Consider the following 22,757-nt stretch of genomic DNA (forward strand, 5'->3'; position numbering starts at 1 on the left):
TGCAAAGGGGCGGTGTTACTTGATACGTTGACCAGGCTTGGCGCCGCTGTCCGGGCTGAGCAGGTAAATTTCTTCACCGCCAGGGCCGGCAGCCATCACCATGCCTTCAGACATGCCGAAGCGCATTTTACGCGGCTTCAGGTTGGCGATCATCATGGTCAGGCGACCTTCGAGCTCGGCCGGGTTCGGGTAGGCACTCTTGATTCCCGAAAACACGTTGCGTTGTTCGTCGCCAATATCCAGGGTCAGGCGCAGCAGCTTGTCGGCGCCTTCAACCGCTTCAGCCTTGAGGATCAGCGCTACGCGCAAATCCACGGCAGCAAAGGTATCAAACTCGATCTCTGCGGCCAGCGGCTCCTTCACCAGCTCGCCATTACCTTGTGGCACAGCGCTCCCGGTGTCGGTCTGGCTGGCGACCAGGTCTTCTTTGGAAGCGTCGGTCATGGCCTGGACCTTGACCGGGTCGATACGGGTCAGCAGTGGCTTGAAGGCGTTCAGCGAGTGGTTGGCCAGCAGCGTCTTGTGGTCGTCCCAAATCAGTGGTTCAACATTCAGGAACGCTTCTGCATCGGTTGCCAGTACAGGCAGGACCGGCTTGAGGAAGATGATCAACTGGCGGAACAGGTTGATGCCCAGGGCGCATACCGCCTGGACTTCCGCTTGCTTGCCTTCGACCTTGGCCATTGCCCACGGCGCCTTGTCGGCGATCCAGGCGTTGGCGCGGTCGGCCAGGGCCATGATTTCGCGCATGGCACGGGCAAAGTCACGGGCTTCATACGCTTCGGCAATGCTGGGTGCAGCGGCCAGGAAGGCTTCGGTCAGTTCGGGAGCCGCATTGCCCTCGACCATGACCCCGGCGTTGCCCTTGTGGATAAAGCCTGCGCAACGGCTGGCAATGTTAACCACTTTGCCCACCAGGTCCGAGTTGACCTTCTGAACGAAGTCTTCCAGGTTCAGGTCCAGGTCATCGACGCCACGACCCAGTTTGGAGGCGTAGTAGTAGCGCAGGTATTCCGGGGCCAAATGGTCCAGGTAGGTGCGGGCCTTGATGAACGTGCCGCGGGACTTGGACATTTTCTGGCCGTTAACGGTCAGGTAGCCGTGAACGTTGATGGCGGTTGGCTTGCGATAGCCCGCGCCTTCGAGCATGGCTGGCCAGAACAGGGCGTGGAAGTTGACGATGTCCTTGCCGATAAAATGGTACAGCTCGGCGGTGGAGTCTTTGGCCCAGTACGCGTCAAAGTCCAGTTCAGGACGGCGTGCGCAAAGGTTCTTGAAGCTGGCCATGTAGCCGATTGGCGCGTCCAGCCATACGTAGAAGTATTTGCCGGGTGCGTCCGGAATCTCGAAGCCGAAGTACGGCGCATCACGGGAGATGTCCCACTGTTGCAGGCCGGTATCCAGCCATTCGGCGATCTTGTTGGCGACGGCATCTTGCAGGGCACCGCTGCGCGTCCAGCTTTTGAGCATGGCGTCGAAGTCGGGCAGCTTGAAGAAGAAGTGTTCGGAATCCTTGAGCACCGGGGTGGCGCCGGAAATCGCCGATTTCGGGTTCTTCAGGTCGGTTGGCGCGTAGGTGGCGCCGCATTTTTCGCAGTTGTCGCCGTACTGATCCTCAGTGCCGCATTTCGGGCAGGTACCCTTGATGAAGCGGTCGGCCAGGAACATTTTCTTTTCCGGGTCGAAATACTGGGTGATCGAACGAGTGGCAATGTGTCCGGCTTCGCGCAACTTGATGTAGATCGCACTCGACAGCTCACGGTTTTCTTCGGCGTGGGTCGAATGGAAGTTGTCGAAGTCGACCAGGAAATCGGCAAAGTCGGCGCTGTGTTCAGCCTGGACGTTGGCGATCAGCTGTTCGGGGGTGATGCCTTCTTTCTCGGCGCGCAGCATGATGGCCGAGCCGTGGGCGTCGTCTGCGCAGACATAGGTGCACTGATTGCCGCGAAGTTTCTGGAAGCGCACCCACATATCAGTCTGGATGTACTCAAGCATATGGCCAAGGTGAATGGAACCATTGGCATAGGGCAGGGCGCTGGTGACTAAGATATTGCGTGGCTCGGACATGGGGCTCGGCTACTTGATGAGACGGTGGTCGGCCACTATAAAGCGCCGGGCAATATATTTCACCCCGTGGCGGTGTATCTGATTGTTTGTGCTGTTTTTGACCGACTCAAAAGCCTGCTGCGGGTGGTTTATTACAGGTACGATAGCGGCCTGTTTTACTCAGTCTTTACGGGAGTTGCTCATGAGCGCAGTCAATCGCGCAGCAGTGGAGGCCGTCCTTCGCCAATACACCGACCCTTACATGAACCAGGATCCGGTCAGTGCCGGGTGCGTGCGCGCCATTGAGGTTCAGGGCGAGCGCGTCAGTGTTCAGCTTGAGCTGGGTTATGCCGCCGGTTTGTTCAAGAGCGGTTGGGCGCAAGTGTTGCAAATGGCCATTGAAAACATGGATGGCGTGACCTCGGCAAAGGTCGAGATCAGCTGCGTGATTGCCGCGCACAAGGCGCAGGCGCAAATTCCGGGCCTGGCCAATGTGAAAAACATCGTCGCCGTTGCCTCTGGCAAGGGTGGGGTCGGTAAATCCACCACTGCCGCCAACCTGGCGCTGGCACTGGCGCGTGAAGGCGCGCGAGTGGGCATCCTGGATGCAGACATCTACGGGCCAAGCCAGGGCGTAATGTTCGGTATTGCCGAAGGTACGCGGCCGAAGATCCGTGATCAGAAGTGGTTTGTGCCGATTGAGGCCCACGGTGTTGAAGTGATGTCGATGGCCTTTTTGACTGACGACAACACGCCGATGGTCTGGCGCGGCCCGATGGTCTCGGGGGCATTGTTGCAGCTGGTTACGCAGACGGCCTGGAATGATCTCGATTACCTGGTCATCGACATGCCGCCGGGTACCGGTGATATCCAGCTCACCCTGGCGCAAAAAGTCCCGGTGACCGGTTCGGTGATTGTCACCACGCCGCAGGACCTGGCCTTGCTGGATGCGCGCAAGGGTGTCGAGATGTTCCGCAAGGTGAACATTCCGGTGCTGGGTGTGGTGGAGAACATGGCAGTCCATATTTGTTCGAACTGCGGTCATGCCGAGCATCTGTTTGGCGAGGGCGGTGGCGAGAAGCTGGCGACGCAATATGGCGTTGAGGTATTGGCCTCGTTGCCGCTGTCGATGGAAATCCGCGAGCAGGCCGATAACGGCAAGCCGACGGCGGTTGCCGATCCGAACAGCCCGATTGCCTTGATTTATCAGGAGCTGGCCCGTCAGGTGGGGGCGCGTATTGTCCTGCAGGAGGCGGCTTCGCAGGCGATGCCAACCATTACGACCAGCGATGATTGATATTTAACAGGGCGCAAGGCCTCGTAGCAGCTGACGAGCTCTGCGAGGCTGCGTTCGGCTGCGCAGCAGTCGTTAATCCGATGCATGGGATATGGCTGAAACACCGAGGCTGAATGGTTTTGCGAGCGCTTCGCACTCGGACGTAGCCTCGCACTGCTCGTCAACTGCTACAAATGTGCAGGCATAAAAAAACCCCGCTTTTGAGGGCGGGGTTTTTTACTGGATCAGTACAAGTTAGATAACTTGAACTTCCTCAGCTTGCATGCCTTTCTGACCGCGAGTAGCGATGAAAGAAACCTGTTGGCCTTCTTTCAGGCTTTTGAAGCCGTCGGATTGGATTGCTTTGAAGTGAACAAACAGGTCGTCACCGGATTGTGGAGTGATGAAGCCGAAGCCTTTTTCATCGTTGAACCACTTAACGGTACCAGTTTGGCGATTAGACATGGTGTAACTCCTTGAACAAAGATAACTGCGACGCAGGAAAAGCCCTGGCCGAGACTGAGTGCAAAGAGCAGGAAAAATTCTTGGAGATGGTTGGATCGAAATTCAACATATCGTGTAGAGATTCTCAGTGACACAAGCAACACAGTGGCGCCACCTTAACGCTTTTTTCAGAACGTGCAAAGGGTCTTTGCGAAGGTTTCTCTAAAAACGTGACTGACGGTTACCCTCACACCCTGTATTCAGGGGATCCAACGCTATTTTCGATATTTTTTCCGCAGATTTTTGAACCGGGCCTTGGGGGGCGGTAAGATGCCCAACAGAATTTTCTACCTCGCTATTCAGGACACCCGCCATGAGCATCAAACCAGACAAGTGGATTCGCCGCATGGCGCAAGAGCACGGCATGATCGAACCTTTCGTCGAGCGTCAGGTGCGTGAAGAAGGCGAGAACCGTCTGATTTCCTACGGCGTATCGAGCTACGGCTATGACGTTCGTTGCGCAAACGAGTTCAAGGTCTTCACCAATATCAACTCGGCGACCGTTGATCCGAAGAATTTCGATGCGGGCAGCTTTGTCGATGTCACCAGCGACGTATGCATCATTCCGCCCAACTCCTTCGCCCTGGCGCGTACCGTTGAATACTTCCGTATTCCTCGTAACGTGCTGACCATCTGCCTGGGTAAAAGCACCTACGCACGTTGCGGCATCATCGTTAACGTGACGCCGCTTGAGCCTGAGTGGGAAGGTCATGTGACCCTGGAGTTTTCCAACACCACTACATTGCCGGCCAAGATCTACGCCAATGAAGGTGTGGCACAAATGCTGTTCTTCGAATCTGACGAAGAGTGTGAAGTGTCGTACAAGGACCGTGGCGGCAAGTATCAGGGCCAGCGCGGCGTGACCTTACCTCGCACCTGACGAACAGCGGGAATTCTTGAGCGAAAATGCACTCTATGGAGTGTATTTCCGGTTACGCATCCAGCGAGCCGGATCATCGCTCAGGAGTGCCTCATGAAGATTGATCCGAGTATCCGCGCCCAACTGGCAAACCTTGAGCCCAATCAGGTAGGGCTGCTGGCGTGGTCTCTGCTGGCCTTTCCCCAGTTGCATGCAGGTGGCATCCCCGGCCAGCCTGACCCCGATACCCCACAACCGATCGAACCCGAACCGGGCGTGCCGACGCTGCCTGATGAGCCGCCACCTGCCCCGGTGGCCTGAGCCTGTCATGGCATCAAGGCGATAGCAGATAGCCGCTACGGTAGGCCTCACGGCCTGCCACATGGGCAATCACCATGCCGGCGGTGGCCATTCGCCTTTGAGAACGGGCGTATAGCAACCCTGCGCTGGAGCAATAAACCGGCGTGAGCTTGTCGCTGATCGGGTCAATGATTTCGGCTATCAGCTGGCCTGCGCAGAGATATTCCCCGGGCCTGGCATTGAATACCAGCAGTCCGCCCACAGGCGTGGCCACCGGTTCTACACCGGCCAGGGGCGTCGCAGGGTAGAGGAGGGGCGGCAACGGCCTGGACTCTGCGTCAATCGCGCCAAAATCAATCAGGTAATCGATCAGCGCCTCACAATCGTGCTGCGCATGGCTGTGGTTGACGTCTGCCAGGCCGCGCAACTCGACGGTGACGGAAAAACTGCCCTGGGGAATAGGGTAACAATGGCCGAAACGTTGCTGTAATTGCCACCACAGCAGGGTGAAACACTCATCAAACGACAGCCCGCCGGAATCCGTGGCCAGCAGGCTGGCCTGGGCGCCCAGGTGGCGCGCCAACGGTTCGACCTGCAACCAGGCTTGCGGCGTGGTGTACAGGTGGACGACGGCTTCGTAGTCGCAATGCAGGTCCAGCACCATATCGGCATCGCAGGCCAGTGTTTGCAGGGTCAGGCGTTGCGAGTGCAGCTGTGTGCCCGGCACTTGTGCGCTGAGCAATTCTCGCAACTGGCGGCGAATCAACTGCAGGTTTTGTGCGGGATCGTCGCTGAGCTGGCTTTCAAGGGCGTCACCAATCTGCGTGCTCAGGTCCAGGAAGTTGCGGTTGAAGTTCTGCCCGCTTTGCAGTTCGTAGCGGCCCAGCGGGATATCCATCACTATCTGCTCGAGGCCAGCCGGGTTGGCCACTGGCACGACGACGATCTCACTGAGCAAGCGCCCGGCCGCCTCCAGTTCTGCAAGGCGCTGCTTGAGGTGCCAGGCAACCAGCATTCCGGGCAACTCGTCCGCATGCAGTGAGGCCTGGATATAGATCTTGCCGCGTGGCCGGGCTGGCCCGTAATGAAAGCTGTGAATCAGCCGCTCAGTGCCTGGAACCGGTGCCAGCAAGGGATGAATTTGATGTCGCTGCATGGGAACGTCCTTGTGAGCCAGGGGGCTGGCCAGGCAGTGGTGCGCGAGCCCATCGCCCCAATCCAGGCACATGATGGGTGTCATGCAACTAAAGAATTACGCCGTATCAGCAAGCATAATCCCTCTCCCGACTTTGTGCAGGAGAGGGCTGCCAGTGGTTGGCGGTTACTTGCCTGGAACCAGGGTCAGGCGGGTTTTGCCGTAGGTTTTGTCGAAGTTTTGTGGCTGCATCGGGAAGCTGATGTACTGCCCTTTAAGCCACGGGTCAATGCCGTCGGTGTAGTGCGGGCTGGCCGGGTTGCTTGATTGGCCGGTGCTGTTTTGCCCGATCATCGGTTCGACCTGGCCAAAGTCGATGATCATGCGCATGGCCGGGATCTGCGTGACGGCGAAGTTTGTGCCGGCGAGGTTGTAGGCCGCCGTGTTGAGGGTGGTGTGATCGCCGCCGGCCATGACCGGGCCTCGCACGGTTTGGCCACTGGCGTTGCGCCACAGGTACTGATGCAGTTTGCCCCACTGCCAGGCCTTGTGATCGCTACCCATCAGGCTGTCACCGGTACTGATGGCAGCGGCGAGGGTGCGAGCGAGAATCGCTGGCTTGTCTTCTTTTTGCGCGGTGCGGATATCGTCCCAGAAAGGGCTGTCTTCGCGGCCCAGCAAATGATCGGCCACGGCCGGGTAAGACAGGTTGCTGTTGGCCACAAAGGCCTGCCAGCTGGCGCTGTTCTCGGGGCCGAGTTTATCGAGGAAGATCTGCCGGGTGCTTTCCTGCAAAAACAGTTCATAGAGCGCAGCATCCGCTGAGCCGGGGCTGAGCTTGCCATCAAAGCCCAGCAGTCGGCCGAGGGCTTCGCGGGCCTTGGCCTGGTCTGCTGCGGGCAAGGCAGCGATGGCCTGCTTGAGCGGCTGGGCCATGCCGGGGGCGGTGAACATGGTTTTCAGCTTGGCCGCGAACAGGGTGGTCTGGTCGTACTGCATGGCAATCATGCTGCGGGCGTCCTGCTTGCCGCTGCCTGCCAGTTGCGCAAGGCGTTCGCTGCGCTCAGGGGACAGCCACGAGTTGGACAGTTGCATACCGTAGCCATAAGCGGCTGTACGTTGGTTGGCGGCACCCAGCCAGCCCTGGACCGGGTCCTGGTCGTAGGGATGCAGCATCGGGTCGGCGTAACCTTCCCAATCGTAGCGGCCCTCCCAGCCCGGTGACGGGAACAGGCCAAGGCCTTCGCGGCGGTTGGGGTACAGTCCGGTCACTTGCCAGCCGATATGGCTGGCGTCGGCGTACAGCAGGTTCAGTGCCACAGCGCGGATTTCGCGGCTGGCATCCGAGGCTTTTTCGCTGTTCTGCGCACGGGACAGGTCAAAAAACGCGTCGAGGGTTTTGTCGTCTTGCAGGTCCGGGGTTTGCAGGGCAAGCCCCAGGCTGCTGTTCAGGGCATTGGGGCTGCCCAGGGCGCTGTTGAGCAACGGCCCGTGGCGGGTTTCGTATACGACTTCGCGAATCGGCCGCTGGCCTTTGACGAAAAAGGTTTCGTTGCGCACTGTCGCTGGCAGCCACTTGCCGTTCGCCATGTAGTACAGGCTGCTGCCCTGGCGTTTGAGCTTCTCCAGGAATACATCCTGGTTATCGCCCATCGCCAGGCTCATGCCCCATGCCACCTTGCCGTTAAAGCCGGCAAACAGCGTCGGCAAGCCCGCAATGGTTGCCCCGGCAGCCTGGTATTTAGGGGCGCGAATCTGCACATAGCTCCATGCCGAAGGCACGCCTATGGGCTGATGGATATCGTTGGCCAGCAGGCTCTTGCCGCTGCGGCTGCGCTGTGGGCCAATGGCCCAGTCGCTGGATGCCGTAACGCCTGGCAGGCTCAGTTGTTTAACCTGCTCAAGGGCCTGGGTCACGCCGCTCAAGCCTTGCAGCTGGCTGCCCAGGGCCAGGCCCTTGAGCTTGTCGGCTTCGCTGGCGGGCAAGGCTTCGTTGGGGTAAGTGGGCATCAGCCAGGGCAGTTTGTCGGTGCCGACTTTTTGCGCCAGCGCCAGGGCGTTGAGCTCTTCTTGCAGGTTGGCTGACATGCCGAAGTTCAACAGGCTGAAAATCAGCGCCGAATCCTCGGGTTTCCAGTACTCGACCTTGTAGCTGGCCTGCGCCAGATCGGCCGGCAGTTTGTCGCGGTAGCGGAACAGGTAGGCGTTGACCCCGCGGGCGTAGACTTCGAAAAACTTTTTCAGGCGCGGTGATGCGCTTTTATAAAGCTCATCAGCGCTCTTTTTCAGATTGATGGTGCGCATCAACCGGTCGCTTTCCAGGGCGTCGACGCCGTTGAGTTCGGCCAGTCGGCCCTGGGCCAGCAAGCGCAAGCGCACCATCTGGCTGATACGGTCACCGGCATGCACATAACCCAAAGTGAACAGGGCGTCATGGAAGCTGCTGCTTTCGATCAGCGGCATGCCCTGGCTGTTGCGGCGTACCGATACATTCTGCGCCAGGCCCTTGAGCGGTTGCACGCCGGAGGCTGGCACCAGGCTTTCAGAAGCAGGGTTGTTTATCTGGCAACCGGTCAGGCCCAGCAGGCTGACCACTGCCGCGGCAACGCCGAACCGGGGTAGATAGTGAATAAGGGCTGGCGAGGCCATGGCAAAGCTCCTGCGGGGGTGGTGTCATCGAAAGCCGCTACGTTAGTGAGGCCGATGACACCGTGCAAGCGCTATCTGCAGGCGTTGTCGCGGGCTGCGACAAGGTCTGCGGGGGCTTTAAAATCCCGGGGCCGCTGCGCGACCCATTGCAGCCTGCGGCAGCGGCTACATAGGGTTGATTTTATCCACCAGTGCGTAGGCACGTTGTGTAGCCGGGCGCGCCTTGACCCGCTGGAACCACGCTTTGAGCGCCGGGAAGTCATCCAGGTTCTGACCCTGCCATTCATGGGGCACGATCCACGGGTAAATTGCCATGTCGGCGATGCTGTATTCGGCGCCTGCAACAAACTCGCGGCCTTCCAGCTGTTTGTTCAACACGCGATACAAACGGGCTGTTTCTTCGGTGTAGCGCTTGATCGCATACGGGATTTTTTCCGGCGCGAAGCGGTTGAAGTGATGGTTCTGCCCGGCCATTGGCCCCAGGCCGCCCATCTGCCAGAACAGCCATTGCAGGGCCATTTGCCGACCGCGCAGGTCCTTGGGCAGGAATTGCCCGGTTTTTTCCGCGAGGTAGAGCAAGATCGCCCCGGATTCGAACAAGGACAGCGGCTCGCCGCCGTCGGCAGGGGCCTGGTCGACAATGGCCGGGATGCGGTTGTTGGGGGCTATTTTCAAAAAGTCCGGAGCAAACTGTTCGTTCTTGCCGATATTGATCGGATGAACCTTGTAGGGCAGGCCAGCTTCTTCAAGAAACAATGAGACTTTGTGGCCGTTGGGCGTGGTCCAGTAATAAAGATCGATCATGAAGGGCTCCAGAAGGGAATGTTCACCCAGCGACTGACGGCCAACAGTGGCGCTTGTCGACTGTGGGCTGTCAGTTTTACTCCCAAAAGCGCGTCGGATGAAAGCCGCTCATGGCCTGTGAAGCGGATTTTTCATAAAGCAAAAACACAAACGCCGCACTGGCTCAAGGCAAGTGCGGCGTTTGCACAGCGTCCCGAGGGATCAGGCGCCGTGGCACTTCTTGAATTTCTTGCTGCTGCCGCACGGGCAAGGATCGTTGCGGCCAACGTCTTTCAGCTCGTTGCGCACTGGCTCCTGAGGCGCATGGCCGCAATGCGGGCCATGTACATGACCGTGATCGTGATCGTGGTCATGGGTGTGGCCATGATCATGATCGTGGTTGCAGTCGGGGCCATGAACGTGGGGTTGTTGGGTCATTGCTTAATCACTCTGGAATAAAATCGCCGGGGATTATCTCGCCTTTGCGCGTCAGGTGCACGTCGTAACCGTAGAACAGGCCGGTTTGCAGTGTGCCTTCGAGCCGGTAGGGGATGGGCTGGTCGGGTGTTTCAAGCAATTTGACCAGCGGGCGCACCTGCGGCCAGAGGTTGGTGCGCACCGGGATCACATAGTCGGCGCTGCTTTTGGGTTGCACGCTGAACCAGTGCTCATTCTCGCCTTCAGTCAGCTTGATGCTACCCAGATACAGGGTATAGCTCAGGCCGCGCACAGTGAGGGTCGAGTCATTGGGGTTGTCGACCCGCATGTGCAGCTTGAAGCGCTGCTCCAGCAGTTTGGCCTGCACCAGCTCGACCTTGACCAGGTGTACGTCCGGGTCCTTGTCGGCCGAGTCGAACCAGGAGGTGCATCCCGACACCGTCAGCAGCATGGCCAGGGCGATGGTTTTTATTGTTCGAGCCCGCACGTCCATTGTTTAACCCTCAGAGTCCAGCCTATTGGCCGAAAAAGCCGGCACAGCATTTTTTGAATTTCAGCCCGCTGGCGCATGGGCAAGCATCGTTGCGTCCGACCTTGAGCGGCACGGTGGGGTCGATGAAGTACCAGCGCCCGGCGCTTTGCACAAAGGATGAGCGCTCGCGGTGGCTGTGCTCGCCATTGGCGTCGTGCCAGCGTGCAGTAAAGGTCACAAAGGCGTGTTCCGGCTGGCCGCCGAACACTTCGCTGCTTTCAACAGTCAAGCCCAGCCAGGTGCTTTGCGCACTCCAGTCAGCCATAGCCTGGCGATCCAGCCCGGCTTGCTGCACAGGCAGCGTAGTGGCCACCAGGTAGTCGACAAGCCCCAGTACATAGGCGCTGTAGCGTGAGCGCATGAGGGTTTCTGCGCTGGGGGCCGGGTGCCCTGCATGGTAGTGGCCGCAACAGGCGTCCAGCAGATTACCGCTGGCGCAGGGGCAAATGGATGTGCTCATCGGGTTACCACCAATACTTGCCAAAGTTTTCCGGGTTGGCCCAAAACCTGGCATTGAGCCAGTCGGGTACTTGTTTGTATTCGCGCAAGTCATAAGTAAAGAGTGTCAGTACTTGGTCGTCACGCTGAAAACGCTCATTACTTTGTAGGGCTAGGGCGAAAAAGTCGGTTTCTTTCCAATTGCAGGCTGTGAGATCCGCCAGCACGGCAAGGCGGCTGGCATTCAGGTTGCGAATGCCGCCCAGCAATTGCAGCCCGCTGTTTTTGGGCAAGTGTTCCAGGCAGTCGATCACCAGTGCCAGGTCAAAGCGCTGTGCTGCAAGATCTGCGGGCAACGGGCCGGGCGCGGCGCGGGCCACCTTCGCCTCGGGGTGTGCTGCCTCAAAGGCGGCCAGGGCCGGAAAGCTGCCGGCGCCGACCACGAGCAGGCGCTGTGGCGCATAACGGTCAAGCAATGCCGCCAGTGCTTGCTGGGGCGTGCGTGTAGAAATACCGGGGGTCATTGAAGGTCCTCACTTGGAGCGTCCAAGACTAGCCTGCGCAAGCCGCGCGGCCTAGTGGGCAGTTGCCGCTACGGTCACTTTGCTGGCGCATACCCTGAGCGCAGTCTTTACTTTGCGTTGCATCGGCCAAACGCCGACCCTCAGGAGAGACCCCTTTATGAGCATCATCAGAACAGCAGTACCTCTGGTTGTTCTCACCAGTGTATTAACGGGCTGTGCCGGGTTGCAAAAAACCGACTGGCCCACCTGTGCCGCAGTCGGCGGCGTGGGCGGGGCGGCGTTGGGCGCGATAAACAGCTCGGCCTGGGCCGGGGGCGGGGCCTTGTTTGGTGCAGGCATGGCGGCGGCGTACTGCTGGGTTCACGGTGATGGCGATGCGGATGGCGATGGCGTCATGGACAGTCGCGACAAATGCCCCGACACCCCTAAAGGCGTGGCAGTCGACGCGACGGGTTGTCCGATAGTGGCGGTGGTAGTGGTTGAAAAGGTAGTGATCAAGGAAGAACTCATCGTCGTGCGTGATGTGAATTTCGAGTTCAACTCCGCTCGCTTGACGGCTGCCGACAAGGACAAACTCAATGCCCTGGCCGCCCGCCTGAAAAAGGACGCTGCCAATGCCCGCCTCAAGGTTACCGGCTACACCGACAGCGTGGGCAACGAAGCCTACAACCTGAAGCTGTCCAAAGAACGCGCTCACTCAGTGGTCGAGTACCTGATCGACAGCGGTGTGCCGCGCAGCCAGTTTATTGCCGTAGAGGGTGGCGGTGAGTCGAACCCTGTGGCCAGCAACCAGACCCCTGAGGGTCGCGCCCAGAACCGGCGTACCGAGATTCTGATCATTCGTTGAGCCTGGGGGCGCCGCGGTTTTGTCCTGGCATGGCGAAATCGCGGCGAATCTTTTTATAACGGTCTATGGCGCCTTGCTTGTACAAGCCGTTAATGTGCGCTCAAAGAACAGGCTAAAGGCGGATATATGAAGGTGCTCTGGGGGCTGGGTAAGGCATTGACCCTGATTTTTTGGGCCGTAGTGCTGAGCAATCTGTACCAGCCGTTGATCAACCCGTTCGATGTGTTGGTCAACCTGGTTGCCAGCCTGTTGCTGCTGACCCATGTGCTTGAGGTGCTGTTTTACACGACCCGCCTGCAGGGCCGTCGCCATCCCTGGCGTGACCGTTTGTTGATTCTTGTGTTTGGTTTTTTTCACGCCCACAGCCTTTCTGCCTCCCACGAACGAGATGCCAGCCATGCGTAAGTTATGTTTGTTGGCTGCCTTGTGCAGCCCTTTTGCTCACGCCGAGGTGGTCTCGGTTGAAGCCAACTCGATGATGCGCCTGCCCGCGAACGCCAGTGCATTGCGCCTGGAAAAACTCGATGTGGCCGACTACGGCACGTTATTGATTCCGGCCGGCATTACCCGGGTCGAGATCGACCAGTTGCATCTGGGCCGTGAAGCCCGTATCACCATTGTTCCTGCCGAGCGCGGCATCGAGCTGCGGGTGGCGCGTGCCGATCTGGGCGAAGGCAGCCAGATCAATGCGCGCGGCGCCAGCGGAACCTTCGAGAAGCCTGCGCGGCCAGCGCGGGACCTGAACCTGCGCATCGAGTCACTGCAAGCGCCGCAATTGTCCATCGATGCGCGTGGCGGTACGGGCGCGCCGGGGTTTGCCGGGCTTGATGGCGGCAATGGCGAAGAGCCAGGCTGCACCTGGGGCGCGGCGGGCTCCGGAGCCAATGGCGACAATGGTGGCAACGGACAACCCGGTGCTGCGGGCGGGCAGGTGCGGGTTGAACTGCCTCGCGACTACCCGGCCGAGCAGGTCAGTGTGCGGGTTGACGGCGGTGCCGGTGGTAAACCGGGCGAGGCCGGACGCGCAGGTGCAGGCGGCAAGGCCAAGGGCTGTGTGGTGTATCGCACCGATGGTGGCAAGTCCGGCAAGCCGGGCCTGGCCGGGCAGCCGGGGGAAGCGGGTACGGCAGGTGCAGTGACTATCCAGCGGTTGTAGCTTTCTCGCTCTCTTTGTGGGAGCGGGCTTGCTCGCGATACAGGCGACGCGGTCTGATAGACAAATCGTGGTGATGCCATCGCAGGCAAGCCAGCTCCCACAGGTTTCGCGGCGCCTATAGAATCCGAGCCCTGCTCAAAAAGTCGGCCGTGCCGCCGCAATCGCCACCAATACCAGTCCCACAATCAGGTTGCACCCCACCAGCCGGCGAATCCGCCCCATCACCGCTGCACCCGCCGCCCATTCCTGGGTTTCGACGGCTTTGCGCAACTCAGGCAACTGCAGCGATTGAATGCGGATAAACAGCGCCATCATCACGATGTACAAGCCCATCATGATCTGCACATAGCGTGGCGCCGTTTCAAAACCGTTGAAGCGCATTTGCAGAAGACCCACACCGCTGATCGGTAAAACCACTACCGCGATCCACACCCACACAAAAAAACGCTGAAACACTTCTACCCACAGTTTTAACCGTGCCGGGCCTTCAAGGGCCTTGATAGCCGCCGGGCGCAGGATCATCCAGGCGAAAAACATGCCGCCTACCCAAATCAGGGCAGCCAATACATGCAGACTGTAGGCAAGGGCAAAGGCGGTCATTGAGGTACTCCGTTCGGCGCGGGATGAATTAGCGGGGTATGATAGCGGTCATTCGAACCACTGAAAATTTATCCAGCGTTTCTTGCGCCCGAAGAACCATGATTAGTACCGAACTCAAAACCCAGATCCAGGGCGCATACTCGCGTTTTCTCGAATCCAAGAGCCTCAAGCCCCGTTACGGTCAGCGTTTGATGATCGCTGAAGTGGCCAAGGTGCTGGGCGATATCGACACCGACGAAGAAAACCACCGCAGTGGCGACCCGGCTGTGGTCGCTGTAGAAGCGGGCACTGGCACCGGCAAGACCGTGGCTTACTGCCTGGCCGCCATTCCGGTGGCCAAGGCCGCAGGCAAGCGGTTGGTGGTAGCCACCGCGACAGTCGCCCTGCAGGAGCAGATCGTCTACAAGGACCTGCCCGACCTGATGCGCAACAGCGGGCTGAACTTCAGCTTTGCCCTGGCCAAGGGGCGCGGGCGCTACATGTGCCTGTCCAAACTCGACATGCTGCTGCAAGAGGGCCACGCGCAAACCGCGACGGCGCAGCTGTTCGAGGAAGAAGGCTTCAAGATCGAAGTCGATGAAGCCAGCCAGAAGCTGTTTACCAGCATGATCGAAAAGCTGGCCGGCAATAAGTGGGACGGCGACCGCGACAGTTGGCCCCAGGCCCTTGAGGATCAGGACTGGGCGCGCCTGACCACCGATCACAGCCAGTGCACCAACCGCCATTGCCCCAACTTTGGCCAGTGCGCCTTCTACAAGGCCCGCGAAGGCATGAGCAAGGTCGATGTGATCGTCACCAACCACGACATGGTCCTGGCTGACCTTGCCCTGGGCGGCGGCGCGGTATTGCCCGACCCCCGTGACACGGTCTATGTGTTCGACGAAGGCCATCACCTGCCAGACAAGGCCATTGGCCATTTTGCCCATTACACCCGCTTGCGCTCCACCGCCGACTGGCTGGAGCAAACCGCCAAGAACCTCACCAAACTGCTGGCCCAGCACCCGTTGCCGGGCGACCTGGGGCGTTTGCTGGAGCAAGTGCCGGAGCTGGCCAAGGAGATCAAGGCCCAGCAACAGTTCATGTTCAGTGCCTGCGAGCAAATTGCCGACTTCAAAGTCGGTGAGGAGCCCGAAGGCCGCGAGCGTCCGCGCCACCGCTTTATTGGTGGCTTGATTCCCGATCACTTGCGTGAAATGGGCATCGAGCTGAAAAAAGGCTTCTCGCGCCTGACTGACCTGTTCACCCGCCTGACCGAGATTCTCAAGGACGGCATGGACGGTGAGGTGAATATCGGCATCACCAGCAACCAGGCTGAGGAGTGGTATCCGCTGTTTGGCAGTTTGCTGTCCCGTGCCCAGGGCAACTGGGAGTTATGGACCGCCTTTACCGTTGAAGACCCGGAGGACAACCCGCCGATGGCGCGCTGGCTGACCCTGGCTGAAAGCGGTTCGTTGTTCGATATCGAGGTCAACGCCAGCCCTATCCTGGCCGCCGAGATGCTGCGTCGCAATTTGTGGAACGTAGCCTACGGCGTGCTTGTCACCTCGGCCACCCTGACGGCGCTGGGCACCTTTGACCGCTTCCGCATGCGCGCGGGCCTGCCCAAGGCCGCCGTGACGGCCGTGGTGCCAAGCCCGTTCCATCACGCTGATGCAGGTGTGCTGCGGGTGCCGGACCTCAAGGCTGACCCCCGTGACGCCACCGCCCACACGGCGGCGATCATTCGTGAGTTGCCCGCCCTGGTCGAAGGCTCGCGGGGCACGCTGGTGCTGTTTTCATCGCGCAAGCAAATGCAGGATGTGTTCGACGGCCTGGAGCGCGACTGGCGCAAGCAAGTGTTTATCCAGGGCAACCTGTCCAAGCAGGAAACCCTCAACAAACACAAGGCGCGGGTCGATGGCGGGGAGTCCAGCGTGTTGTTTGGCCTGGCCAGTTTTGCCGAAGGCGTGGATTTGCCCGGTGCCTACTGCGAGCATGTGGTGATTGCCAAGATCCCGTTCTCGGTGCCCGATGATCCGGTTGAAGCGGCACTGGCCGAGTGGATCGAAGCCCGGGGCGGCAACCCTTTCATGGAGATCTCGGTGCCCGATGCCTCGCTCAAGCTGGTACAGGCATGCGGGCGTCTGCTGCGTACCGAACAGGATCGCGGCACCATTACCTTGCTGGACCGGCGCCTGGTCACCCAGCGCTATGGCAAGGCGATCCTGAATGCACTGCCGCCGTTTCGGCGCGAAATTTCTTAAGTGCGAGTCGGCGTTATCGCCGGCTTTGCTGTCTATGCTTTGACTTTCACCACCTCACAGGCCGGTTTTCGGCCGTTTGGGAGAACCAGATCCATATGATTCGCCGTTCGCTGTCTGCTGTTTTTGCGTTGCTGGTCACGACTCCGCTGTTGGCGGCGCCGGCTGGCCAACAAACCCTGTTCAATTTCGTTCGCCCCGCCGATGTGGTGCAAGTGGCGACCACGGATGCGAGCCTGCCGCAATACAATGCGGAGCAAACGGCCGAAGGCGAAGTGCTGCGTCGCGTCACCTTCAACCCGGCGGCTGCGCCCAGCCTGCGCCTGACGCCGCAAACCGGGGTGTGGGACTGGTCGCAGTCGGGGATGATGACCCTGCGTATTCAGAACGCCATGAACTGGGCGCTGACGCTCGATGTGACCGTGCAAAGCAGCAACGGCAAAACCCTGACCAGCCGGGTCGACCTGCCTGCCGGCCCGGCGCAAACCCTGTTGTTGCCATTGAAAGCCAACTCGCCCCACAGCCAGGGCATGCGCGCCGGGCCACCGATGCCGATGACGCTTGATGGCCAGCGCATCCTGCTGGCCAGCAGCCAGGGTGAAATCGACCTGAGCCAGGTGGTCTCGGTGAGCCTGTCGATACCGCAACCGAATGCTGCGCAGAGCATTCTGCTGGAGCGCTTTGGCGTGCAGGACGGTGAAGGTGTCATCAAGGCTGTGTACGGTGCGATCGTCGACGGCTATGGCCAATCGACCCGCGCCAGGTGGCCGGAGCGTGTTGCCAATGACGAGCAACTCAAGGCCGCGGCCGCCAAAGAACAGCAGCAACTCAAGGGCTGGCTGGCCGGGCGTGCGGACCAGGACAAGTACGGCGGCTGGCTCAAGGGTGCCGGGTTCGAGGCGACCGGGTTTTTCCGCACGGAAAAGCGCAATGGCCGCTGGAACCTGATTACCCCCGAAGGCCACCCGTTCTACTCCCTGGGCCTGAATGCCGTGACGGCCAATGACAGCCAGACCTATGTGGCTGGCCGCGAATGGATGTTCACCGATTTGCCCCATGACGGCGCCCCGCTGGCCAGTTATTACGGCAAGGCGAACAACAACAGCGGCAATGCCTCGACCCAGGGGCGTGGCTTTGATGCCGGGCGCTGGTATGACTTCTATGGCGCCAACCTGCAACGGATTTACGGCGAACCCTGTGCCGATGCGCCAGCCGGGGCGGCCACTCAACCTGCCAGCCCGTGTGCGGCGCAAGCCTTTGATGCCAAGCGTTGGCAAACCCGTACCCTGGACCGTCTGCAGGCCTGGGGCTTCAACACCATCGGCAACTGGAGCGACCCCGAACTGGGCCTCAATGACCGCGTGCCTTACACCCTGCCGCTGTCGATTGTCGGTGACTACACCAGCATCAGTACCGGCACCGACTGGTGGGGCGGCATGCCCGACCCGTTTGATCCGCGCTTTGCCATGGCTACCGAGCGTGCCGTGGCCATTGCCGCCCGCGACCACCGCGATGATCCCTGGCTGATTGGTTACTTTGCCGACAACGAACTGGCCTGGGCCGGCCCCGGTAATGATGCAAAATCGCGCTATGCGTTGGCCCTGGGCACTTTGCGCATGACCACCGATGTACCTGCCAAGCGTGCCTTCCTCAAGCAACTGCGCGACAAGTATCGCAACCAGCAGGGCCTGTCCAAGGCCTGGGGTGTTGAAATCCCGGCGTGGGAACTCATGGAAGACCCGGGTTTCGAAGGGCCTTTGCCCAACGCCGAGCACCCGGAAATCGAAGCGGATTACCAGTACTTCCAGAAAGTCTTCGCCGATACCTACTTCAAGACCATTGCCGACTCGCTGAAGTGGCATGCGCCCAACCACTTGTTGCTGGGCGGGCGCTTTGCTGTCAGTACCCCGGAGGCCGTGGCCTCCTGTGCCAAATACTGCGATGTACTGAGCTTCAACTTCTACACCCTGCAACCGCAGGACGGTTATGACTTCGCCAAACTGCGCGAACTGGACAAGCCGGTGATGATTACCGAGTTCAACTTCGGCTCCCGTGACCGTGGCCCGTTCTGGGGCGGCGTTACTGAGGTGGCCAATGAAGAGGCGCGTGGTCCGGCCTACAGCAAGTTCCTCAAGCAGGCAGTGGCAGAACCTTCGATTGTCGGCGTGCACTGGTTCCAGTACCTGGACCAGCCGGTCACCGGGCGCTTGCTCGATGGTGAAAATGGCCATTTCGGCATGATCGGCATCACCGATTTGCCGTTTACCGGTTTTGTCGACAGCGTGCGCAAGGCCAACTTGCAGGCCCTCGACCAACTGGGCCAGGAGGCCGCCAAGGCCCAGGCCGAAGCCGAGAAGTCAGTTAAAGCCCCGGTGCATGCAACCGACGACGGCAGCGGCGGGCGCTCTGGCGCAGGGCATGCAGGCGGTCACTCCGGTAAGGGGCACTGATTTTCCGACCCGATAGGCGGCGGTGTATTTCGTCGCCCATCGGGGCGTTCTTCCTGTTCAATTCCCACTTTAAAACTAAGGTCTTCCATTCCTACTGAATGGAGTCTTCGAGATGGAAGCGAAAGGAAAGTGTGCAAGTGGGTTCGAAGCCGTTCAGCAAGCCTTTGAGGCGATCTTTGATGATCCTCAGGAGCGTGGAGCCGGGGTATGTGTGCAGGTCGGCGGCGAAACGGTTGTCGATTTATGGGCGGGCGTGGCGGATCTTGAGGGCAACAAGCCCTGGCATCATGACACGCTGGTTAACACCTATTGCTGCATCAAACCCTTCACCGCCATCGCGGCGCTGATGCTGGTGGAAGAGGGCAAGCTGGAGCTGGACCAGACCGTTGCCCATTATTGGCCGGAGTTTGCCCAGGGCGGCAAGCAGCACATCACCTTGCGCCAGGTGCTGTGCCATACCTCCGGTATCCCGGCGCTGCGATTGCCCAGTCGCACGCCCATCATGTACGACTGGGATGCAATGGCCGACGTCGTGGCGGCCGAGCCCTTGTGGTGGGAGCCGGGTACTGACGTCGGCTACGGCGCTACGACCTATGGCTGGATTATTGGCGAGCTGATTCGCCGGGCCGACGGGCGCGACCCCTGCACCTTTATTCGCCAGCGCATTTCCGAGCCCAACAACCTTGAGGTGCATATGGGCGTTGATGCCGAGCACTTCCACCGTATTGCCTGTTTCGAGCGTGCAGACGGGCGGGTAGGCGACCAGTACGCCCAGGACTTGCGCACTGTAATGGTCGACGAGCCCGAGCATGTGGCGACCCTTGCCTTTACCAACCCTTCTATCTCTTCACGACTAACCGCCGTCCCGCGCTGGTGGGCCTATCGCCAGCCAGGGGTAAATGGCCACGGCACCGCCCATGGGCTGGCCGGTTTTTACAGCGCGTTGATGGGCGGGCGCCTGGTGGGGCCTGAGTTGCTCGCGGAATTCACCCGCGAGCACAGTAACGATATGGACCGCACGCTGCTGCGGCCCATGCGCTATGGCCTGGGCTGCATGATGGAGCAACCGGCGGACCCGGGAGCGTCCCATCGCATGGGGTCAAAAGCATTTGGCCATGTAGGGCTGGGCGGGCCGATTTCCTTTGCCGACCCTGAGCGTGACGTGAGCTTTGGCTTCGTCACCACCACCATGGGCAGCCATGTGCTGATGGACCCAAGGGTGCAGAAACTGGCGCCTTTGGTCTACGCGGCGCTGTAGGCACCATCTTTGTAGCCGCTGGCGAAGGAACGAGGCTGCGTTCGGCGGCGAAGCCGTCGCGAAATCAGACCCTGTGGTATGTCAGTTATACCCGCAAGTCAGGTTTTACGACGGCTTCGCCGCCGAACGCAGCCTCGCTTCGCGAGTCAGCTGCTACGAGATTGTTGCGATGCTTTTTTGCCTTTTTTCACAAAAAAACCACTCCCGTACTGATACTTTGCCCGCCGACTCCGCAGCGCACAAAAATTGTGCGCCCAGAGCGCGTTGCTCTGTTTCAAAATCCTACTGGTGCTGGAACAATGCACGCCTTGTAGAGCCATGCTTTAACCAGGAGGTGCGGGTGCAGATTCAGGGTTTTCACGACCTCAAGTTCGAAACAGTGCGCGAGGCATTTGCCGATCTTTTCAATGATCCGCAAGAGCGCGGCGCGGCGCTGTGCATCCAGATCGGTGGCGAAACCGTACTCGACCTGTGGGCGGGTACGGCAGACAAGGACGGCGAACAGCCGTGGCATACAGACACCATTGTCAATCTGTTTTCATGCACCAAACCCTTTACCGCCGTCACCGCGCTGCAACTGGTGGAAGAGGGCAAGCTGGAACTCGATGCCCCCGTGGCTCGCTACTGGCCCGAGTTTGCTGCTGCGGGCAAGGAAACTGTGACCCTGCGCCAGTTGCTGAGCCATCGCGCAGGCTTGCCGGCACTGCGTGAGCTGATGCCGGCCGAAGCCTTGTATGAATGGCAGACCATGGTCAATGCCCTGGCCGCCGAAGCTCCCTGGTGGACGCCGGGCGAAGGTCATGGCTATGCCGCGATCACCTATGGCTGGCTGGTGGGCGAGTTGATTCGCCGCGCCGACGGTCGCAGTGCGGGCCAGTCGATCATGGCGCGCACCGCCAGGCCGCTGGGGCTGGACTTTCATGTCGGCCTGGCTGATGAAGAGTTTTACCGGGTGGCCCATATCGCCCGCACCAAGGGCACGATGGGCGATGAGTCGGCCCAGCGGTTGTTGAAAACCATGATGAACGAGCCCTCCTCCATGAGTACTCGGGCATTCACCAATCCGCCGTCTATCATGACCAGTACCAATAAACCTGAGTGGCGTCGTATGGAGCAGCCTGCAGCCAATGGGCACGGCAATGCCCGCAGCCTTGCCGGGTTCTACAGCGGTTTGCTCGACGGCCACCTGCTGGAGGCTGAAATGCTCGAGCAGTTGACCCGCGAGCACAGCGTTGGCGAGGATAAAACCTTGCTCACGCAAACCCGGTTTGGACTGGGCTGCATGCTGGATCAGCCGACCGTGGCCAACGCGACATTCGGCCTGGGGCCAAAAGCCTTCGGTCATCCGGGGGCTGGGGGTTCGATTGGCTTTGCCGACCCGGATCGTGAGGTGGCCTTTGGTTTTGTCACCAACTCCCTGGGGCCTTATATTCTGATGGATCCGCGGGCGCAAAAGCTGGTCGCAGCGCTGGCTGAGTGCTTATAAAAGGGGATTTGTAGGCCGTAGGTCGGAACTCTGTAGCTTTTCTGTATCCAATACGTTTTTTTATGGGCTTAGTGCCTCTTTATTCTTAATTCATTGTGTGGATATTCAATGTCATCTAATAAGACCCTCGCCCTGGCTCTGTGCCTGGCTATTACCGGTTGCGCACAAACTCCACAGAATGACGCCGAAGGTGGCCACAAATGGTGGCAGATGGGCTCTTCTGATCAAACATCGACTCCGGCGGATAAAAACGCCACTGCTGCGGCCAAGCCTGCAGATGCCAAGACCACGCCGCCGGTTGCCAAAACTGCCGCGGCTCCTGCCCCTGCTGGCGCAGCAGCCAAAGACAGCGGCTCCAGCTGGTGGCCTTTTGGCTCTGATGCCGCGAAAAAAGACACCCCGGTCGAGAAAGAAAAAGTGGCCGTCGTTGCCGCGCCAGCCGCTGCTGCTTCTAGCAAAAACTGGTGGTGGCCATTTGGTAGTGATGCCAAGGATTCCAAGACCGCGCCGGTCGGCGTGATCCCGATGCCGGACCCGAAAATCACCCAGGCCTGGCTGGACGAATACGAGCCACGCCTGCGTGTTGCGATCAAAGACACCAACCTGCAGCTGGAGCGTCGCGAGAACCTGCTGATTATCGTGGCTTCGGCTGACAGCTCGTTCAAGGCCACCCGCCCGGACTTGCTGATGCCGTCCATGCTGGGCCCGTTCACCCGGGTGGCCAAGGTGGTGGAAGGCGATCCAAAAACCGCCGTGCTTGTTCTGGGCCATGCTGACTCGTCGGGCGCAATGGCAGCCAATACCCGCCTGAGCCTGGACCGTGCCAAGTCGGTGGCCGCCATCTTCCGCATGAGCGGTTTGCAAGGTAACCGCCTGACCCTGCGTGGCATGGGTTCGGTGATGCCGCGCGCAGCCAACGACAGCAACGAAGGTCGTGCCTTGAACCGTCGGGTTGAAATCCTGATGACCCCGCAAGCCACCATGGTGGCCCTGGTCAGCAAATACAGCCAGCCAGCCCTGACCCCGGCCGAACTGGTTGCGGTGCAACCTGCCGTTGCCCCTTCCGTTGCCAAAAAGAACGCAGCAGCACCCGCCAAGAAAGGCGTTGTGGCCAAAAAAGCTGCACCAGCCAAAAAAGCCGCCAAGCCTGCGCCTGCCAAAAAGCCGGTAGTGGCTAAAGCCAAGGCCGCTGCAGACAAGAAAGTTGCCGCCAACGATCAGGCCAAGAACTGACAG

21 protein-coding genes are annotated in these 22,757 nt (G+C 59.9%); 11 read left to right on the forward strand and 10 right to left on the reverse strand.

The genetic code is table 11. The features are described from left to right. Positions 1-15: 15 nt before the first annotated feature. On the reverse strand, positions 16-2,067 hold the full coding sequence (metG, locus tag BLU25_RS20200; protein ID WP_016779705.1) for a methionine--tRNA ligase: 2,052 nt from the start codon (positions 2,065-2,067) through the stop codon (positions 16-18). 181 nt (positions 2,068-2,248) lie between these two features. Here metG and apbC point away from each other — a divergent pair, with 181 nt between their 5' ends. Continuing rightward, entirely contained in the window at positions 2,249-3,343 is a 1,095-nt protein-coding gene (gene apbC, locus BLU25_RS20205) for an iron-sulfur cluster carrier protein ApbC (RefSeq protein WP_016779706.1), read from the forward strand. A 234-nt stretch (positions 3,344-3,577) separates the two neighbouring features. On the opposite strand, the gene BLU25_RS20210 is transcribed toward apbC, so the two are convergent. Beyond that, positions 3,578-3,787, reverse strand: a complete 210-nt coding sequence (locus BLU25_RS20210) for a cold-shock protein (RefSeq protein WP_002554837.1) — start codon at positions 3,785-3,787, stop codon at positions 3,578-3,580. 352 nt (positions 3,788-4,139) lie between these two features. Between BLU25_RS20210 and dcd the strand changes: the two genes are divergently transcribed. Beyond that, positions 4,140-4,706 carry a dCTP deaminase gene (gene dcd, locus BLU25_RS20215; protein WP_016779707.1) on the forward strand — a complete coding sequence of 189 codons (567 nt, stop codon included), beginning with the start codon at positions 4,140-4,142 and terminating at the stop codon, positions 4,704-4,706. Between the two features lie 93 nt (positions 4,707-4,799). Continuing rightward, positions 4,800-5,006: a hypothetical protein gene (locus tag BLU25_RS20220; protein WP_016779708.1), complete on the forward strand. Its 207-nt coding sequence runs from the start codon at positions 4,800-4,802 to the stop codon at positions 5,004-5,006. A 13-nt stretch (positions 5,007-5,019) separates the two neighbouring features. Here the strand turns inward: BLU25_RS20220 and BLU25_RS20225 are convergent, their stop codons facing one another. The 7 genes from BLU25_RS20225 to BLU25_RS20255 form a co-directional block, all read right to left on the reverse strand. After that, on the reverse strand, positions 5,020-6,141 hold the full coding sequence (locus BLU25_RS20225) for a succinylglutamate desuccinylase/aspartoacylase family protein (protein WP_029611272.1): 1,122 nt from the start codon (positions 6,139-6,141) through the stop codon (positions 5,020-5,022). 165 nt (positions 6,142-6,306) lie between these two features. Further along, positions 6,307-8,769, reverse strand: coding sequence for a penicillin acylase family protein (locus BLU25_RS20230; protein ID WP_016779710.1), 2,463 nt, complete (start codon positions 8,767-8,769; stop codon positions 6,307-6,309). 165 nt (positions 8,770-8,934) lie between these two features. Further along, the gene (locus BLU25_RS20235; protein ID WP_016779711.1) at positions 8,935-9,573 is read right to left on the reverse strand and encodes a glutathione binding-like protein; all 639 of its coding nucleotides are present in this window, start codon (positions 9,571-9,573) and stop codon (positions 8,935-8,937) included. A gap of 201 nt (positions 9,574-9,774) precedes the next feature. Then, positions 9,775-9,990, reverse strand: a complete 216-nt coding sequence (locus BLU25_RS20240) for an SEC-C metal-binding domain-containing protein (protein ID WP_037000964.1) — start codon at positions 9,988-9,990, stop codon at positions 9,775-9,777. Between the two features lie 7 nt (positions 9,991-9,997). Further along, positions 9,998-10,483 carry an LEA/WHy family protein gene (locus BLU25_RS20245; protein ID WP_016779713.1) on the reverse strand — a complete coding sequence of 162 codons (486 nt, stop codon included), beginning with the start codon at positions 10,481-10,483 and terminating at the stop codon, positions 9,998-10,000. Between the two features lie 22 nt (positions 10,484-10,505). Beyond that, positions 10,506-10,982 carry a YchJ family protein gene (locus tag BLU25_RS20250; protein ID WP_016779714.1) on the reverse strand — a complete coding sequence of 159 codons (477 nt, stop codon included), beginning with the start codon at positions 10,980-10,982 and terminating at the stop codon, positions 10,506-10,508. A gap of 4 nt (positions 10,983-10,986) precedes the next feature. After that, positions 10,987-11,484 carry a DUF6231 family protein gene (locus tag BLU25_RS20255; RefSeq protein WP_016779715.1) on the reverse strand — a complete coding sequence of 166 codons (498 nt, stop codon included), beginning with the start codon at positions 11,482-11,484 and terminating at the stop codon, positions 10,987-10,989. 157 nt (positions 11,485-11,641) lie between these two features. Here BLU25_RS20255 and BLU25_RS20260 point away from each other — a divergent pair, with 157 nt between their 5' ends. The 3 genes from BLU25_RS20260 to BLU25_RS20270 all read left to right on the forward strand — a co-directional run bounded on the left by BLU25_RS20260 (position 11,642) and on the right by BLU25_RS20270 (position 13,487). Beyond that, positions 11,642-12,331, forward strand: a complete 690-nt coding sequence (locus tag BLU25_RS20260) for an OmpA family protein (RefSeq protein ID WP_016779716.1) — start codon at positions 11,642-11,644, stop codon at positions 12,329-12,331. A 126-nt stretch (positions 12,332-12,457) separates the two neighbouring features. Further along, entirely contained in the window at positions 12,458-12,736 is a 279-nt protein-coding gene (locus BLU25_RS20265) for a DUF1145 domain-containing protein (RefSeq protein ID WP_016779717.1), read from the forward strand. After that, entirely contained in the window at positions 12,729-13,487 is a 759-nt protein-coding gene (locus BLU25_RS20270; protein ID WP_016779718.1) for a hypothetical protein, read from the forward strand. The genes BLU25_RS20265 and BLU25_RS20270 overlap by 8 nt, the downstream gene beginning before the upstream one ends. 135 nt (positions 13,488-13,622) lie before the next feature. On the opposite strand, the gene BLU25_RS20275 is transcribed toward BLU25_RS20270, so the two are convergent. After that, a complete protein-coding gene (locus BLU25_RS20275) occupies positions 13,623-14,087 on the reverse strand; it encodes a CopD family protein (protein WP_016779719.1) in 465 nt (154 codons plus the stop codon). Between the two features lie 98 nt (positions 14,088-14,185). Here BLU25_RS20275 and dinG point away from each other — a divergent pair, with 98 nt between their 5' ends. The 5 genes from dinG (at position 14,186) to BLU25_RS20300 (ending at position 22,754) form a co-directional block, all read left to right on the forward strand. Continuing rightward, on the forward strand, positions 14,186-16,330 hold the full coding sequence (dinG, locus tag BLU25_RS20280) for an ATP-dependent DNA helicase DinG (RefSeq protein ID WP_016779720.1): 2,145 nt from the start codon (positions 14,186-14,188) through the stop codon (positions 16,328-16,330). A 95-nt stretch (positions 16,331-16,425) separates the two neighbouring features. Continuing rightward, positions 16,426-18,777, forward strand: a complete 2,352-nt coding sequence (locus BLU25_RS20285; RefSeq protein ID WP_016779721.1) for a beta-galactosidase — start codon at positions 16,426-16,428, stop codon at positions 18,775-18,777. Between the two features lie 112 nt (positions 18,778-18,889). Further along, the gene (locus tag BLU25_RS20290; protein ID WP_016779722.1) at positions 18,890-20,035 is read left to right on the forward strand and encodes an EstA family serine hydrolase; all 1,146 of its coding nucleotides are present in this window, start codon (positions 18,890-18,892) and stop codon (positions 20,033-20,035) included. A gap of 340 nt (positions 20,036-20,375) precedes the next feature. Continuing rightward, a complete protein-coding gene (locus tag BLU25_RS20295) occupies positions 20,376-21,521 on the forward strand; it encodes an EstA family serine hydrolase (protein ID WP_016779723.1) in 1,146 nt (381 codons plus the stop codon). A gap of 108 nt (positions 21,522-21,629) precedes the next feature. Continuing rightward, positions 21,630-22,754, forward strand: coding sequence for an OmpA family protein (locus tag BLU25_RS20300; protein WP_029611273.1), 1,125 nt, complete (start codon positions 21,630-21,632; stop codon positions 22,752-22,754). Positions 22,755-22,757 lie beyond the last annotated feature (3 nt).

It is taken from the genome of Pseudomonas fragi (genome assembly GCF_900105835.1).
Lineage (GTDB): Bacteria > Pseudomonadota > Gammaproteobacteria > Pseudomonadales > Pseudomonadaceae > Aquipseudomonas > Aquipseudomonas fragi.

Bases quoted from the DNA above. Each gene is read 5' to 3' on its own strand.
- dinG (WP_016779720.1), top strand. From the start codon at position 14,186: ATGATTAGTACCGAACTCAAAACCCAGATCCAGGGCGCATACTCGCGT.
- BLU25_RS20275 (WP_016779719.1), bottom strand. From the start codon at position 14,087: ATGACCGCCTTTGCCCTTGCCTACAGTCTGCATGTATTGGCTGCCCTG.
- BLU25_RS20230 (WP_016779710.1), bottom strand. From the start codon at position 8,769: ATGGCCTCGCCAGCCCTTATTCACTATCTACCCCGGTTCGGCGTTGCC.
- BLU25_RS20255 (WP_016779715.1), bottom strand. From the start codon at position 11,484: ATGACCCCCGGTATTTCTACACGCACGCCCCAGCAAGCACTGGCGGCA.
- BLU25_RS20220 (WP_016779708.1), top strand. From the start codon at position 4,800: ATGAAGATTGATCCGAGTATCCGCGCCCAACTGGCAAACCTTGAGCCC.
- BLU25_RS20300 (WP_029611273.1), top strand. From the start codon at position 21,630: ATGTCATCTAATAAGACCCTCGCCCTGGCTCTGTGCCTGGCTATTACC.
- BLU25_RS20210 (WP_002554837.1), bottom strand. From the start codon at position 3,787: ATGTCTAATCGCCAAACTGGTACCGTTAAGTGGTTCAACGATGAAAAA.
- BLU25_RS20285 (WP_016779721.1), top strand. From the start codon at position 16,426: ATGATTCGCCGTTCGCTGTCTGCTGTTTTTGCGTTGCTGGTCACGACT.
- BLU25_RS20290 (WP_016779722.1), top strand. From the start codon at position 18,890: ATGGAAGCGAAAGGAAAGTGTGCAAGTGGGTTCGAAGCCGTTCAGCAA.
- metG (WP_016779705.1), bottom strand. From the start codon at position 2,067: ATGTCCGAGCCACGCAATATCTTAGTCACCAGCGCCCTGCCCTATGCC.
- BLU25_RS20270 (WP_016779718.1), top strand. From the start codon at position 12,729: ATGCGTAAGTTATGTTTGTTGGCTGCCTTGTGCAGCCCTTTTGCTCAC.
- BLU25_RS20265 (WP_016779717.1), top strand. From the start codon at position 12,458: ATGAAGGTGCTCTGGGGGCTGGGTAAGGCATTGACCCTGATTTTTTGG.
- dcd (WP_016779707.1), top strand. From the start codon at position 4,140: ATGAGCATCAAACCAGACAAGTGGATTCGCCGCATGGCGCAAGAGCAC.
- BLU25_RS20260 (WP_016779716.1), top strand. From the start codon at position 11,642: ATGAGCATCATCAGAACAGCAGTACCTCTGGTTGTTCTCACCAGTGTA.
- BLU25_RS20245 (WP_016779713.1), bottom strand. From the start codon at position 10,483: ATGGACGTGCGGGCTCGAACAATAAAAACCATCGCCCTGGCCATGCTG.
- BLU25_RS20235 (WP_016779711.1), bottom strand. From the start codon at position 9,573: ATGATCGATCTTTATTACTGGACCACGCCCAACGGCCACAAAGTCTCA.
- BLU25_RS20240 (WP_037000964.1), bottom strand. From the start codon at position 9,990: ATGACCCAACAACCCCACGTTCATGGCCCCGACTGCAACCACGATCAT.
- BLU25_RS20225 (WP_029611272.1), bottom strand. From the start codon at position 6,141: ATGCAGCGACATCAAATTCATCCCTTGCTGGCACCGGTTCCAGGCACT.
- BLU25_RS20250 (WP_016779714.1), bottom strand. From the start codon at position 10,982: ATGAGCACATCCATTTGCCCCTGCGCCAGCGGTAATCTGCTGGACGCC.
- apbC (WP_016779706.1), top strand. From the start codon at position 2,249: ATGAGCGCAGTCAATCGCGCAGCAGTGGAGGCCGTCCTTCGCCAATAC.